The organism is Paractinoplanes abujensis (genome assembly GCF_014204895.1).
GTDB lineage: Bacteria > Actinomycetota > Actinomycetes > Mycobacteriales > Micromonosporaceae > Actinoplanes > Actinoplanes abujensis.
Window position 1 is genome coordinate 3,123,086 of sequence record NZ_JACHMF010000001.1, and the last position, 15,344, is coordinate 3,138,429.

The 15,344-nt window shown below is 71.0% G+C and carries 12 protein-coding genes; all 12 read right to left on the minus strand.

What is annotated here, in order from left to right; genetic code table 11:
- Positions 1-47 precede the first annotated feature (47 nt).
- From BKA14_RS14115 to BKA14_RS14175, 12 genes are read right to left on the minus strand one after another with little or no spacing between them, the layout of a single operon-like run.
- Entirely contained in the window at positions 48-1,022 is a 975-nt protein-coding gene (locus BKA14_RS14115; protein WP_184951388.1) for an LLM class flavin-dependent oxidoreductase, read from the minus strand.
- Positions 1,022-1,336 (minus strand): TIGR04076 family protein, encoded by a 315-nt coding sequence (locus BKA14_RS14120; RefSeq protein WP_184951390.1) that lies wholly within the window; start codon positions 1,334-1,336, stop codon positions 1,022-1,024. The genes BKA14_RS14115 and BKA14_RS14120 overlap by 1 nt, the downstream gene beginning before the upstream one ends.
- Positions 1,333-2,307, minus strand: coding sequence for a zinc-binding dehydrogenase (locus tag BKA14_RS14125; RefSeq protein WP_184951391.1), 975 nt, complete (start codon positions 2,305-2,307; stop codon positions 1,333-1,335). The genes BKA14_RS14120 and BKA14_RS14125 overlap by 4 nt, the downstream gene beginning before the upstream one ends.
- Positions 2,304-2,702 (minus strand): nuclear transport factor 2 family protein, encoded by a 399-nt coding sequence (locus BKA14_RS14130; RefSeq protein ID WP_184951393.1) that lies wholly within the window; start codon positions 2,700-2,702, stop codon positions 2,304-2,306. Before BKA14_RS14130 ends, BKA14_RS14125 begins: the two co-directional genes overlap by 4 nt.
- Positions 2,699-3,910: an amidohydrolase family protein gene (locus BKA14_RS14135; protein WP_184951394.1), complete on the minus strand. Its 1,212-nt coding sequence runs from the start codon at positions 3,908-3,910 to the stop codon at positions 2,699-2,701. The genes BKA14_RS14130 and BKA14_RS14135 overlap by 4 nt, the downstream gene beginning before the upstream one ends.
- Entirely contained in the window at positions 3,907-5,553 is a 1,647-nt protein-coding gene (locus BKA14_RS14140) for a hydantoinase B/oxoprolinase family protein (protein ID WP_184951395.1), read from the minus strand. Before BKA14_RS14140 ends, BKA14_RS14135 begins: the two co-directional genes overlap by 4 nt.
- Positions 5,546-7,210: a hydantoinase B/oxoprolinase family protein gene (locus tag BKA14_RS14145; RefSeq protein WP_184951397.1), complete on the minus strand. Its 1,665-nt coding sequence runs from the start codon at positions 7,208-7,210 to the stop codon at positions 5,546-5,548. The genes BKA14_RS14140 and BKA14_RS14145 overlap by 8 nt, the downstream gene beginning before the upstream one ends.
- A complete protein-coding gene (locus BKA14_RS14150) occupies positions 7,207-9,243 on the minus strand; it encodes a hydantoinase/oxoprolinase family protein (protein ID WP_184951399.1) in 2,037 nt (678 codons plus the stop codon). Before BKA14_RS14150 ends, BKA14_RS14145 begins: the two co-directional genes overlap by 4 nt.
- 2 nt (positions 9,244-9,245) lie before the next feature.
- Positions 9,246-11,630, minus strand: coding sequence for a dipeptide ABC transporter ATP-binding protein (locus BKA14_RS43905; RefSeq protein ID WP_239093276.1), 2,385 nt, complete (start codon positions 11,628-11,630; stop codon positions 9,246-9,248).
- A gap of 2 nt (positions 11,631-11,632) precedes the next feature.
- Entirely contained in the window at positions 11,633-12,490 is an 858-nt protein-coding gene (locus BKA14_RS14165) for an ABC transporter permease (RefSeq protein WP_203722594.1), read from the minus strand.
- Positions 12,490-13,500, minus strand: coding sequence for an ABC transporter permease (locus BKA14_RS14170; protein WP_184951400.1), 1,011 nt, complete (start codon positions 13,498-13,500; stop codon positions 12,490-12,492). The genes BKA14_RS14165 and BKA14_RS14170 overlap by 1 nt, the downstream gene beginning before the upstream one ends.
- A 4-nt stretch (positions 13,501-13,504) precedes the next feature.
- The gene (locus BKA14_RS14175; RefSeq protein WP_184951401.1) at positions 13,505-15,136 is read right to left on the minus strand and encodes an ABC transporter substrate-binding protein; all 1,632 of its coding nucleotides are present in this window, start codon (positions 15,134-15,136) and stop codon (positions 13,505-13,507) included.
- Positions 15,137-15,344 lie beyond the last annotated feature (208 nt).

A 15,344-nucleotide genomic window follows, 5' to 3' on the forward strand; every position in this document is an offset into this window, starting at 1 on the left:
TGGACACGCGCCGACTGTGGACAACTCCCGCGCCGCCGCCCGATGTGCTAGCGGGACAGCCGGGGCAGGACCTCCGAGCCGAGCAGTTCGACGCCACGATCGTCGGTGAGGCCGTGCGGGGTGCCGAACTCGACCCTCCGCACGCCGGCGTCGATCAGTCGCTGGGCCTGGGCGGCGACCTGCGCGGGGGTGCCGGAGAAGGCGAACCGGTCGAGCACGTCGTCCGGGATGAGCCGGCCCGCGGCCTCGTCGTGGCCGCCGTCGACGAGCCGGGCGACCTCCTCCACGAGGCCTTCGGGCAGCGTCACGGTGGGGTCGAGACCGGCCACCACGGCCAGATACATCGCCACCTCCGTACGGGCTTTGGCCCGCGCGGCCTCGCCGTCGGTGTCGACCACCGTCACCGCACCCAGCACGATCCCGACGTCGCGGCCGGACCGCAGCCGCTCGCGGATCACGGGGACCATGTCGGGGTTGGCGCTGCCGCCCACCTTGATCTCGTCGGCGATCCGCCCGGCCAGCGCGGCGCCCTGCGCACCCCAGGCGCCGATCAGCAGCGGGACCGCAGGGCGCTGCCGCTCGTACCGGAGCACGGTGCCGGCGGCCAGGCGGTGGACCCGGCCGGCGAATTCCGTGCCGTCGCCGCGCAGCAGACGGGCCACCACCTCGGCCGCCTCCGCCAGGGCGGTCAGCGGGCGCGGCTGCTCCAAGCCGACCGCGCCCAGCCAGGTGCCGCGGGCCAGCCCCAGGTAGGCCCGCCCGTGCGAGGCCAGGTCGAGTGCGGCGATCTGCCCGGCGATCTCGTACGGGGCCATCGAGTACGGGTTCAGGCAGGCGGGCCCCAGCCGTACGCGGGAAGTGGCCCCGGCCATCTCCAGCAGCGGGAAGATCGGCGGCTGGTACATCAGGTCGCCGAACACGGTGAGCACGTCGAAGCCGGCGGCCTCGGCCGAGCGCGCGAGCCGGGCGTACGTGCCCGCGGGTTTGTCGCTCTGCAGGCCCAGGCCGATCTCCGTACGCATCAGGTCAGGTCCTCGGAGTTCATCGTGCGCCGGCCGGTCCGCTCGACCTTCATGACCAGCCGCTCCTCGGGGTCGGGGCAGATGAAGTGCGAGTCCTGGGCCAGCCAGTCGCCGGCGGCCAGGTCGCGCTGCTTGGCCGCGAGGAACGGCAGCACGGAGGCCAGGGCGTACACGCAGAAGTGTTTGCCCTCGGGAATGGTCAGGTGCGCGCTGTTTGTCAGGTCGAAGTGGTCGCCCACGTTCATGCCGCAGACCGAGCGGCCCTCGATCCGGTCGACGCTGACCCGCAGGTCGTAGATGTCCATCTCGCTCATGACGCCTCCTCGTTGACACGCACGATGACTTTGCCGGTGGTGCGCCGGGCCGCCAGGTCGGCCAGCGCCGCGGGCGCCTCCTCCAGGGACACGACCCGAGTGATCGGCGGCCGCAGCTCCCCCGCCGCGACCCGGCGGAACAGCTCGTCGTAGGCGGCCCGCACCTCGGCCGGCCGGGCCCAGGGATAGCGCGACCCCCACGACACTCCGATCAGGTCGGCGTTGCGGGCGATCAGCCGGGCCGGGTCGACGGGCGGGGGCGGCCCGGCGGCCATGCCCACGCTGACCAGCCGCCCCTCGAAGGCCAGGCAGTCCAGCGACCGTGAGAGCACGTCACCGCCGACCGGGTCGACGACGACATCGACCTCGCCCACCGACGCGAGGTCGTCGTAGCCGACCGCCACGGCGGCACCCTCCGCGCGGCATTTGTCCAGTTTGCCGGCGGAGCCCGCCGTGGCGATCACCCGCGCGCCCCGAGCCACCGCGAGCTGGATCGTGGCGATGCCGACCCCGCCCGCCCCGGCGTTCACCAGCACCGTCTCGCCGGCCCGTAACCGCGCCCGCTCCAGGGCGAACCAGGCGGTCTGGTACGTCACCGGCAGCGCGGCGGCGACCAGCGCATCCACCGCCGGGGGCCGCACGACCGCGAGCGAGGCGTCAATGGTGACGGTCTCCCCCAGCGCCCCGTGCGGCAACGCCGGGCAGACCACCACGTTCTCCCCGATCAGGTGCTCGGCCCCCGGCCCGGCGTCCAGCACCCGCCCCGAAGCCTCCACCCCGGGAGTCATCGGCGGCGCCGGTCGCACCGGGTACTCCCCGCGGCACAGCGACACGTCGAGGAAGTTGAGGCCGGCCGCGTGCACCGCGACCTGCACCGCGCCGGGCCCCGGCCGCGGGTCGTCGTCCACCGTGGCCACCCGCAGCACGTCCTGCGGCTCCCCGGCGGACGTCGCGATCAGCCGGCGGATCACGGGCGGACCAGCTCCGCGTGGTGGTGCACGATCCGCCAGTCGCCGTCCAGGCAGCGCAGCACGTCGGTGACCCGGGTGTGCTGCTCCTGCCCGCTCGCCGCGTCGCGGGTCACCAGCACGTACCGGGCCACGCCGGTGTCGCCCCACACGTCGATCCGCTTCTCGGTCGCGGCCATCACCGCCAGCACCGGCCGCTCCCCCGCCGCGTCCCGGCTGTCCCGGTACGCGTCGAGCTCGCGCCGGGTGCGCAGCGGCCCCGGCAGGTGGGTCTCCCACGTCGTGACGTCGTCGTGCAGGTGCGCGTCGAAGCCCTGGCGGTCGCCCTTGAGGAACGACGCGTACATGTCGTCGATGCCGGCCGCGATGGCCGCGGCCCCGATCTCGGCGAAGCTCATCGCTGGTCCTCCCGGCTGACGACGCCGCCCTTCATCACGAACCGCACACCCCGGAAGGCTGACGTGTCGTCGAGAGGGTCGGCGTCCATGGCGATCACATCTGCGTACTTGCCCTGCTCGACCGTGCCGAGGTCGTCGGAGAGCCCGAGCCAGCGGATCGGCCCGAGGGTGCCCGCGTGCAGGGCCCGCTGCGGGCCCAGGTGCTCGGCCAGGTTCTCCAGCTCCCGTACGGTGGCGTTGGTGCCCTCGAACGACCAGAACGGGGGCATGTCGCTGCCGAGCAGGATCTCCACCCCGGCCTCCAGGGCCATCCGGAAACTTTCGATGTGCCGGGGGCCGGCGCCGAGCGAGCGGCACTGCATCCATTCCGGCACGCCGAGCTCGTCGAAGAACTCCTTGCACCGGGTGACCAGCAGCGTCGGCACCAGCGCGGTGCCCTTGGCCGCCATGAGCGCGGCCACCTCGGGGGTCAGCTGGTAGCCGTGCTCGACGCAGTCCAGGCCCAGCTCGACCGCGGCCGCGATCACCTCGGCCGGGCCCGCGTGCGCGGTGACCTTGCGGCCCCAGGCGTGCGCGGTCTCGATCACCGCGGCCATCTCGTCGGCGAACAGCTGCGGGGTCGAGATGGCCTCGTGCTCGCCGGCCAGCCCGCCCGAGATCATCACTTTGATCAGGTCGGCCCCGGCCTTGATCTGGCTGCGCACGCCGTGCCGGAAGCCGACCGGCCCGTCGCACTCCATCGTGTCGCCGCTCTCGTGGCCGTGCCCGCCGGTGCAGACCAGTGCGCGGCCCGCCGTGTACATGCGCGGGCCCACCGCCCGGCCGGCGTTGATGGCCCGGCGCAGCGCGAAGTCGGCGTGGTCCTTCTCGGCCACGTTGCGCACGGTGGTCACACCGCAGTCCAGCGTGCGGCGGGCGCCGTCGGCCATGTAGAGGGCCAGGTCGTGCGGGCCCATGTCCTTGACGCTGTTGCCGCCGCGGCCGGGCAACGAGAGCGAGAAGTGGGTGTGCATGTTGGTCAGTCCGGGCGTCAGAAACGCGCCGTCCAGGTCCCGCTCGACGACCGGTCCCGCCTGCCGGGCCTGCGAGGCGATTTCCCCGTACGGGCCCACGGCCGTGATCCGGTCGCCGGTGATCCAGACGCCGGCGTCCTTGACGGGAAGCGCCCGCGCGTCCACCACGGTGCAGTTGCCGAGAAGCTGATTCACGCGTTCACCCCGTACACCTTCCGGGCCGCCTCGTCCGAGACGTACCCCTCCTGAACGTCCTGCCGCACCGCTTCCGGGTCGCGCAAGCCCGGATCGCCGTGCCCGCCGCCACCGGCAGTGAGCAGGGTGATCCGGTCGCCGGCCCGGACGGGGGTGCGTTTGGTGCTGACCCGCTTCTCGCGGTCGGTGCCGGGGAAGACGACGACCTGGTTGGGCTCGGGTTGCCGGCCGCCGTCGAGCGCCCACGGCGCGCTCTTGGTCTTCTTGATGACCGACAGGAACTCGCCGTCGGTGACGAACCTGATGTCGCGGCGCAGCCCGCAGCCGCCCCGGAACCGGCCGGCCCCGCCCGAGTCCGTACGGATCTCCACCCGCTCGAAGAACATGCCGGTCCTGGCCTCGAGCACCTCGACGGGCGTGTTGCGGGCCTGGGTCTGGCACAGGTGGTTGGCCGGGCCGATGCCGTCGTGATCGGGCGAGCCGCCCCAGCCGACCGGGTCGTTGTTGCTGACCGCGAACATCGAGCCGGTGTCGGGGTGGACGCCGACCATCATGAAGCCGGGCACGTCGCCACCGCTGCTGGCGGGCAGCCGGTCCGGCATGCCCTGGGCCAGGGCCTTGTAGATGAGTTCGAGCGCGACCGTGCCGGTCCACTGGGTGAACGTGGCGGCCGGGTAGACCGCGTGGAACAGCGTGCCCGGCTCCGCCGACACCCGCAGCGGGGCGAAGTGGCCGGCGTTGGTCTGCTCGCCGGGCGTGGTGACGGCCTTGAACGCGACCCGGCAGGTGGCGATGGTGGAGCCGATGGGCAGGTTGACCGGGCCCGGCACGGCCGGCGAGGAGCCCGCGAAGTCGACGGTGAACGTGCCGTCCCGGATGGTGACGGTGCAGCGCATGAGGATCGGGTCCTCGGTCACGCCGTCGTCGTCGAGCCAGTCCTCGGCCGTCCAGCTGCCCTGCGGCAGCCTCGCCACGGCCTCCCGCGTGCTTTCCTCGGCCGCTGCCACGAAACGGTCGATGACCGCCGCTACCGTTGCCGGGCCGTAGCGATCAAAGAGCTCAGCCACTCGCCGCTCCCCGGTACGCAGCGCGGCGATCTGGGCGTTGAAGTCGCCCAGGACGAGCTCCGGCATCCGGGAGTTGAAGCGGATCAACTCGAGGATGTCGCGGACGGGTTCACCACGCGAACAGACCTTCGTGCCCGGAAATATCAGGCCTTCCTGGTGCATGTCGGTGGAGTCGAGCACGTACCCCGGATCCTTGGCCCCCAGGTCCATCCAGTGCGCCCGGATGCAGAGGTACGCCACGAGCTCGCCGTCCGAGAACACCGGCGCGAACATCGTCGCGTCGTACGAGTGCGCCGCGTTCCAGTACGGGTAGTTGAGCAGGAAGACGTCGCCCTCCGCCAAGGACCGCACGTACTCGACGCCCTTGCGGATCGAATAGTCGTTGGCCCCGAGGAACCGCGACAACCCCGTCGACTCGGCCACCAGCCGCAGCGACCGGTCGTAGATCGAGATGCCGAAGTCGTGCACCTCGTAGATGACCGGGTTGAACGCCGTCCGCACGAGCGCCGCCCGCATCTCCTCGGCCGCCGACACGAGGTGGTTGCGGATGACCTCGACGGTGGCCCCGTCAGTCATCGAGCCCCACCCCGTAGATCTCCCGGGCGGCGGCCGCCGAGACGTATCCCTCGGCGACGTCCCGGCGTACGGCAGCGGGGTCCCGGTCGGCCGGCCGGCCGTGACCGCCGCCGCCCGCGGTCAGCAGCGTGACCCGGTCGCCCGGAGCCACGGTCAGGCGCTTGGTGCTGATGCGTTCCTCACGGTCGGTGCCGGGGAAGGCGACGATCTGGTTGGGGTCGGGCCGGTGCCCGCCGGCGAGCGCCCACGGCTGGGTCTTCGTCTTCTTGATGACCATGAGGAACTCGCCCGGCGCGACGAACCGGATGTCGCGCCGCAGGCCGCTGCCCCCGCGGAACTTGCCGGCGCCGCCCGAGTCCGTACGGATCTCCACCCGCTCCATGAACATGCCGGTGCGGGCCTCCAGCACCTCGATCGGGGTGCCGCGGCCGGTGCTGCCCGAGACGTGCGTGGCCGCGTCGGTGCCGTCGTGGTCGGCGGTGCCGCCCCAGCCGACCAGGTCGTTGTTGCTGACCGCGAACATGGCCCCGGTGTCGGGGTGCACGCCGACCATCATGAAGCCGGGCACGTCGCCGCCGCTGCTGGCCGGCAACAGCTCGGGCATGCCCTGCGCGAGGGCCTTGAGGATCAGCTCGAACGCCACGATGCCGGTCCACAGCGTGAACGTGGGCTGCGGGTAGACGGCGTGGAACAGCGTGCCCGGCTCGGCCCGCACCTCCAGCGGCGCCACCGTGCCCGCGTTGGAGGGCTCGTGGGGCGAGGTCAGCGACTTGAGGATCACCTTGCAGATGGCCTCGGTGGCGCCGAACGGCATGTTGATCGGACCCCGTACGGCAGGCGAGGAACCCGCGAAGTCGACCAGGAACGTGCCGTCGGCGATCGTGACGGTGACCCGCATCTTGACCAGCTCGTCGCTGATGCCGTCGTCGTCCAGGTAGTCCTCGGCGCTCCACGTGCCCTGGGGCAGGGCGGCCAGGGCGGCCCGCGTACGGGCCTCGCCGTCGGCGATGATCTGGTCGATCGCGGCCCGGACGGTCTCGTGCCCGAACTTGGCGTAGATCTCCAGCAGCCGGCGCTCACCCGTACGGATGGCCGAGATCTGCGCGTGCAGGTCACCCAGGATGGCGTCGGGCATGCGCGAGTTGAACCGCAGCAGCTCGTGGACGTCGTGCACCGGCTCGCCACGGGAGACGACCTTCGTACCGGGGAAGATCAGGCCCTCCTGATGCATGTCGGTGGAGTCGAGCACGTAGCCCGGATCCTTGGCGCCCAGGTCCATCCAGTGCGCGCGGATGCACAGGAACCCGATCAGCGTCCCGCCGTCGAACACCGGCGCGAACAGCGTGGCGTCCGAGGCGTGCGCGGCGTTCCAGTACGGGTAGTTGAGCAGCACCACGTCGCCCGGGTGCAGGTTTTCGACGCCGACGTACTCGACGCCCTTGCGCAGCGAGTAGTCGTTGGCCCCGAGGAACGCGGTGAGCCCGGTGGCCTCGGCGACCGGCCGCATCTGCGCGTCGTACAGGGACAGGCCGAAGTCGTGCACCTCGTAGATGACCGGGTTGAACGACGTACGGATGAGGGTGGCCCGCATCTCCTCGGCCGCGGACAGCAGATAGCTGCGCACGACCTCGACCCGGGCACCGTCCAGTGTGGTCACTTCGCAACTCCCGCCAGGGTGACGTGCAGGTAGCCGTGCTCGTCCACGGTCACGTCCTGACCGCTCGGCACGACCGTGGTGGACGTGCCCTCGTCGACCAGCGCCGGGCCGGCGAACGTGTTGCCCGCCTTGAGTTCGGCCCGGTCGTAGACGGCGAACGGCACGATCTTGCGGGTGCCGAAGTCGAAGGCCTCCCGATGCGTACGGGGTGTGGCCGCACCGCCGGCTTCGATCGACGGCAGCTCCGGGCGCGCGGTGCGGCCGATCCCGCGCACGCGCAGATTGAGGATCTGCAGCGGGTTGGTCATGGTGTGGCCGTAGCGCGCGTGGTGCACCTCGTCGAACGCCGTGCGCACCGCCTCCGCGTCCGACGTGGAGCCCACGGTGACCATCAGGCTGTGCTCCTGACCCAGGTAGCGCAGCTCGAACTGCCTTTCCAGCACACCCTCACCGGACGGCACGCCCTGCGCGGAAAGCGAAGCGAGCGCCTCGGCCTCGGTCTCTTTGAACAGCGGCTCCAGCTGGGCCAGGTCGGCGCCGTCGAGCGTGGTCATGACCGTACGGGAGAAGTCGTTGACGATGTCGGCGCTGAGCATGCCCCAGGCCGAGAAACCGGACGGCGCGAACGGCACCAGCACCTCGCCGATGCCCATCTCGCGAGCCAGCAGCGGGGCCAGCAGCGGACCGGCGCCGCCGAAGGCCAGCAGCGAGAACACCCGCGGGTCGTGACCGCGCTCGACGGTGATCTGCCGGACCGCGCCGACCGTCTTGGCCAGCAGGACGTCGAAGACGCCGGCCGCGGCCTCGGGCACGGACAGCCCCAGCGGCTCGGCCAGCTGGTCGCGGACGGCGTCGCGAGCGGCCTCGTCGGCCAGACCCATCGTGCCGGCCAGGAACCGCTCGGGGTCCATGAAGCCGAGCACCACGGCGGCGTCGGTCACGGTGGGCTGGGTGCCGCCGCGGCCGTAACAGACCGGGCCGGGGGCGGCGCCGGCGCTCTGCGGGCCCACCTTGAGCAGGCCACGGTCGAGCCACGCGATCGAGCCGCCACCGGCGCCGATCGTGCGGATGTCGTACGTGGGGATCAGAAGCGGGAAGTGCTCGAGCTGCGCCTCGTAGGCGGCGACCGCGCTGCCCTTCTCGATCACGCAGGCGTCGAGCGAGGTGCCGCCGATGTCGAAGGTCAGCAGGTTGTCCCGGCCCAGCTCGTCGGCCAGGTAGGCCGCGCCCACGATGCCGCCGGCCGGGCCGGACAGCACGGTGTGGGTGGGCGACGCCTTGGCCACCGCACCCGTCATCGAACCGCCACCCGACCGCATGATCAGGAACCGGCCCGCGAAGCCCTGATCGGCCAGTCCCTTCTCCAGCTCGTCCACGTACCGCTCGAAGATCGGCCGGATGTACGCCTCGAGCACGGTGGTGCTGGTCCGCTCGTACTCGCGGTACTCCCGCACGATGTCGGTCGACAGCGACAGGCTCACATCCGGGTAGGCCGCGCGGATGATCCGGGCCGCCTCCCGCTCGTGCGTGGGATCGAGGAACGAGTGCAGGAACGTGATCGCGATCGACGTGACGCCCTGGTTCTCGACCAGCTCGCGCGCGGCCGCCCGGACGGACTCGGGGTCGAGCTCGTCGACCACGTTGCCCTTGTAGTCCAGCCGGCCCTTGACGCCCGCGGTGAACCGGCGCTGCACCAGGCTTTCCGGGCGCTGGTAGCGGAAGTCGTACATGTGGTCGGCCGGCACGTTGCCCCGGCCGATCAGGAAGATGTCGCGGAAACCCTCGTTGGTGATGATGCCGGTGTTGCCGCCACGCCGCTCCAGCACGGCGTTGAGGCCGAGCGTGGTGCCGTGGATGAACAACTCCACCCGGCTCAGGTCGGTGCCGAGCGCGGCGATCGCGTTGAGCACCCCCTGCGCCGGGTGGGCCGGGGTGGTCGAGGCCTTGCGGAAGCGGACCTTGCCCGTACGGGTGTCGAGCTCCATCGCGTCGACGAAGGTGCCGCCGATGTCGACGGCCAGCCGGATGCTCATGCTCAGCTCTTTTCGATCAGGGCGGGCAGCTCGGGCACACGCCAGCAGGCGGCCCGGCTTTCGCCGTACGACTGGAGGGTCTGCTCCTGCGACCGGCAGGTGTCGGTGACGAACGGGCAGCGGGCGGCGAGGGCGCACCCGGTGGCGGCGCCGGCCTCGTCCAGGTCCTTGACGAGCTGGACGGCCGGGGTGCGGGTCTCGCCGAGGCGGGGCGCACTGCCCAGCAATGCCCGGGTGTAGGGATGTCTGGGCCGGTCGAACACCTCGTCCACGGGCCCCTCCTCGACCACCCGGCCCAGATAGAGCACGACGACCCGGTCGGCGAAGCCGCGCACGGTGGCGAGGTCGTGCGAGATGAACACCGAGCCGTGCCCCGCGTCGGCGGCCACATCGGCGATGACGTCCAGAATCTGCGCCTGCACGGTCACATCGAGCGCACTGGTCGGCTCGTCGAACACGATGAGATCGGGCTGACCGACGAGGGCCCGCGCGATCCCGATCCGCTGCGCCTGCCCACCGGAGAGCTCGTGCGGCAACCGGGAGAGGATCGAGCTGTCGAGTTCCATCCTCGTGAGTGCGGCTTCGGTCTTCTGGGCACGCTCGGCCGTGGACACCTTGGCCGCGCGCAACGGCTCCGCGATCGAGTCCCCCACGGTCCGCCGCGGACTCAAACTCCCGATCGGATCCTGGAACACCATCTGAGCCCTCGTGCGCTCCACGCGGCTCCGCTTCTTGACGCTCTTGCCGGCGACCTCGACGCTGCCTGCCGACGGCTCGACAAGCCCCATGATGAGCTTCGCGAGGGTGCTCTTCCCGCAGCCGCTCTCCCCGACCACGCCGAGCGTCTCCCCGGCCTTGAGCTCGAGGCTGACCCCCCGCAACGCGTGATGCCCGCCCGACCCGAACCGGCTGCGATACACGACGTGCGCGTCCTCCACCCGAAGCACAACCCGCCCTGTGTCAGCCGGTACGCGATCAGCCGCTCCTGTCTCACTCCGCGCCGCACCAGCTTCCGGCGCCGCGCCTGACTCCCGCGCCGCACCTGACTCGAGCGCAGCACTCGACTCCCGCGCCGCACCCACTTCCCGCGCCGCACCTGACTCCCGCGCGGCATTTGACTCACGCGCCGCACCCCCGTCCCTCGCCGCACTTGGCTCACGCGCCGCACTTGGCTCACGCGCAGCGCCCTCTTCCCTCGCCGCACTTGGCTCACGCGCAGCGCTTGGCTCACGGGCAGCGCTTGCCTTCGACGCCGCACCCCTCTCCCGCGCCGCGCGACCCTCCTCCGCAACCTCGATGCCCGATTTTTCGGCATAAAGGTGGTCGCCTGAAGGCGAGATGGCGGCAGGAGCCGCATCGGATGAGGAGGCGGTGGGAGCCGCGAAGAGCGGCGCCTGCTGCGGGTGGAAGCACGCCAGCGACCAGCCGTCCGCGAGTGGGGTCGTTTCCGGGCGGGAAGTGCGGCAGTCGCCGGTCGCGTGGGTGCAGCGCGGGGCGAACGGGCAGTCGTGCGGCGCCGACGTCATCAGCGGCATGCCGCCGGCCGTGGCCACCACGCGGCCGCCCCGCACGTCGGGGACCGAGCGCAGCAGGGCCCGCGTGTAGGGGTGAGCCGGCTCGTGCAGCACCTTCGCGGCCGGGCCGGTCTCGACGACAGTGCCGGCGTACAGGACGACGACCCGGTCGCAGACCTCGGCGATCGAGGCCAGGTCGTGGCTGATCAGCAGAACGCCGCGGCCGTCGGTGTCGGCGGCGTGGCGGAACTGGCGGAGGATCTCGCGGGTCAGGGTGACGTCGAGGCCGGTGGTGGGCTCGTCGGCGATCAGCAGGCCGGGCGCGCAGCCGGTGGCCAGGCTGATCATCACGCGTTGGGCCATGCCGCCCGACAGTTCGTGCGGGTAGGCCTCCAGCCGCCGGGCGGGGTTGCGGATGCCGACCGACTCGAACAGTTCCTTCGCCGACTCGCGAGCGCGGTCGCCGGTCATGTCCTGGTGCGTGACGAGCCGGTCGATCAACTGCCTTCCCACCGTACGGGTGGGGCTGAGCGCACCTCGGGGGTTCTGGAAGCAGATCGCGGCTCCGCGTCCCCGGTGGGCGGCCAGGTCCGCGGCGTCCATGCGGAGCACGTCGGCGCCGTCGAAGCCGACGCGGCCGGTGGCGCGTGAGCCCGGGGGCAGCATGCCGACGATCGCGCGGGCGACCATGCTCTTGCCGCCGCCGCTCTCCCCGACCAGGCCGACGACCTCGCCGGGGGCGACCGTGAAGCTGACGTTGCTGAGCGCCGCCACCTGGCGGCCGGGCCGGTGGATGACCACCGAGAGGTCCTGGATGTCGAGCATGGTCACCGCCTGTTCGCGAGTGAAGCGAGTGCTCGTTCCGGAGGGCATGGTCACCGCCTTTTCGCGTCCGCGCGTTCCTGCAGGCCCTCGCCGAGCAGGCTGAAGCCGAGGACGCAGACGAGCAGGGCCAGGCCGGGCGGGACGGAGGTCCACCAGCGGCCGGCCACGACGTCCGATGTGCCGAGGCTGATCATGGAGCCCCACTCGGCGGTGGGCACCGTGACGCCCAGGCCGAGGAAGGACAGGCCGGCCAGCGTGAGCATGGCCCAGCCGCAGTTCAGCGGGGCGATGACCCGTACCGGGGTCAGGCTGTTGGGCAGCAGGTGCCGCCACATGATGCCGATCGTGGACGCGCCCGAGGTCTTGGCCGCGTCGATGTACTGCATCTCCCGCAGCGTGCGGACCTCGGCCCGGACCAGCCGGGCGTACGCGGGGGCGTTGACCGCGGCGATCGTGATCACCAGGTTGACGAACCCGCCGCCGAGCAGCGCGCTGACCGCCAGGGCCAGGATGAAAGTGGGGAACGCCTGGAAGATGTCGACGATGCGCATGAGCACGTCGTCGACCCAGCCGCCCAGGTAGCCGGCGAGCATGCCGAGCAGCGTGCCCACGACCACGGCCAGGGCGACCGCGAGCACGGCGATGCCCAGGTCGAGGCGGGCCGCGTGCAGCACCCGGCTCCACACGTCCATGCCGTTGCCGTCGGTGCCGAGCAGGTGTTCACCGCCCGGCGCGGCCAGGGTGCCGGACGGGTCGATCTCGGTCGGGCCCCACGTCGTCAGGACGGGCGCCAGCAGAGCGGCCAGCGCGGCCACCACCAGGATCCCGCCGCCGACGTAGATCAGGACTTGGGCGAAGCGCCCGTCGCGGTTGACGGAGACCACGGGCGTCATCTCGATCGCGGCCATCAGATTTTCACTCTCGGGTCGAGCCAGGCGTGCACGACGTCGGCGATGAGGAAGACCAGCACGTACGCGAAGGCGATGATCAGCACGGACGCCTGCACGACCGGGTAGTCGCGGTACAGCAGCCCGCGCAGCGCCCACTGGCCGAAGCCCTGCCACGAGAAGACGTATTCGACCAGCACGGTGGAGCCGAGGGCGGTGCCGAAGACCAGCGCGGCCAGCGACGGCAGCCGCACCAGGGTGGCCCGCCGCAGGTAGCCGCGCAGCAGTGTCTTCTCGGGCAGGCCGTGCGCGGCCGCGGCGGCGTACGCCTCGCTCCGCAGCACTTCCAGCGCCGAGGCCCGTACGCTCCTGAGCAGTGGCGCCAGGACGCCGATGACCAGGGTCAGCACCGGCAGCACCAGATGCGCGGCGGCCGAACTGATGGCCGGTCCGTTCGCGGTGAGCAGGGCGTCGATCAGGTCGGCCCCGGTCAGCGGGGTCAGGCCGGCGTCGGGGTCGACGCGGCCGCTGGGCGCCGGGAACCAGCCCAGCGCGGCGTAGCCGACCAGGATCAGCACCAGGCCCAGCCAGAACTCCGGGATGGAGTTGCCGAACAGCGCGAAGATCCGTACGGAGTGGTCGCCGAACCGGTCGGCCCGGCGCGCCGACCAGATGCCGAGCCAGATGGCCAGCAGCACGGCGATCGTGACCGCGATGACGACCAGCTCCAGCGTGGGGCCCAGACGCAGCGACATCTCGCCGGTCACCGGCGCCCCGCTCTGGATGGACGTGCCGAAGTCGCCGGTGACCAGCCCGCCCAGATAGTCCAGGAACTGTTTCCACAGTGGCTGGTCGAGGCCGAAGCGGACGCGTGCGGCCTCCGCATCGGCCTCGGTCGCGTTGGGCCCGAGGATGCTGCGGATCGGGTCACCGGGCAGGACGCGTACCAGCAAGAAGGTCAGCACGACCACCCCGAGCAGAACCGGGATCAGCTGGAGCAGCCGGCGACCGACGAAACGCAGAATGCGCACCGGATCAAGCCGATGCGCTCAGGTAGCGGAGACGCGCCAGGCCGTCCATCGGCTGCACCCACCCGGCCACCTTCTCCCGTACGGGGAGGTTGAAGTTGGGCTGGCAGATGATGACCCACGGCACGTCGGCCGCGAGGATCGTCTGCACCTGGGCCCAGAGCTGCTGGCGGGCCGCGTCGTCGACAGTGGTGTGCGACTTGGTGTAGATCTGCTCGAGCTCCGGGTTGGTGTAGTTCGAGTAGTTGAGCGCGGCGCCCTTCACGAAGCTGGTGGCCAGCATGTATTCGACGTCGTTGACCCAGAGCTGACCCGTGGTGATCTGCAGCGGGATGCTCTTCTGGGTGCGCCGCTCGCCCAGGGTGGCCGGGTCGAGCGGGGTCAGCTTGAGCGTGATGCCCGCCTTGGCCGCCTCGGCCTGCACCTGCACGGCGATCTTCTGCTGCTCGTCGTTGTCGGCCGCGAAGACCAGCTCCGAGTTGATCGCGGTCTTGCCCGACGCCGCGAGGGCCTGCTTGGCCTTCTCGAGGTCGTACGTGAAGGGGTAGCCGGTCTCGGCGTAGCCGGGCATGTCCAGCGGGACCAGGCTCTTGGTGGGCCGGGCGTCGCCGCCGTACACGTTCTTGATGATCTGCTCGTACGGCACCGCGTACGCGAGGGCCTTGCGCACGTTGACGTCGTCGAACGGCGCGGTGGTGACCGACATCTGGATCGCGACCTGGTTGTTGCTGGCCGCCGAGAGCACCTTGACACCCTCGGCCTTCTTCAGGTCCTGCAGATCCTGGCCGGTGATGCCGAGCGCGATGTCGATGTCACCCGCCTGCAGCTGCAGCCGCTGGTTGGCCGCGGCCGGCACGACCGAGAGCCGGATCGTGGGGGTCTTGGCGCCGTCGGTGCCGGGGTAGTCCTTGTTGGCGCTGAGCTCGATCTCCTGGCCCTGGGTGGCCTTGGTGACGTTGAAGTAGCCCCCGGTCGGCGCGTTCTTGGCGAACCACTCCTTGGCCCACGGGTCGGCGTCGGTCGCGTGTTTCTTGGCCTCGACCGAGTCGAACACGTACAGGGAAATGGCTTGGATCTGCTTGGTCAGGGCGCTCGGGAACTCCTGACGGAACTCGACCGTGTAGTCGTCCTTGACCACGACCTGCTCGGGCTTGGTCAGGCCGATGGTGCGGTAGATGCCGGCCACGTTGGCCTGGGCCGCGAACGCGCGGTCCTTGGACCACTTGACGTCGGCCGCCTTCATCTCGTTGCCGCTGGCGAACTTGACGCCCTGGCGCAGCTTGAGCGTCCAGATCTTCTGGGTGCTGTCCGGCTCGAAGGACTCGGCGAACGTGGGGGTGATGTTCGCGGTGTCGAGGATCTGGCTGTCCCCGGCGCTCGTGACCCCGTAATCGATCATGTACGGGTACACGTTCTTGAACAGCATGAGCGCGGTCAGGTCGAAGCCGACGAAGTCCTGGTCCCAGCTCGAGAGGTAGCTGGAGACGGCGATCCGCAGGGTGCTCGCGGCGGGACCGCCCGAGGCGGTGGCGTCCGGGTTGTCCTTGCTGCCGGCGGCGCAGGCGCCGGTCGTCATCAGAAGCGCCACGCTGCCACCGAGCTGGAGCAGGCCGCGACGAGAAATGTTTGGCGGAGCCATGGGTGGTCCTCCTAGAGCCGAACGGCTGGCGACCCCCAAAAGGGCCGTGAACGGAGTTCTACCGGATAACGTGAGAGTGAACAAGGGGCCGACTGTTGTTCACAGCCAGACCGCAACCATTCGCTCGGAGGCTCACCCGAACAGCCGATGACCAGCGCCGGAAGAGTTCACACGCGTTCACACAGCCGATACAAACCCATGTTCACGG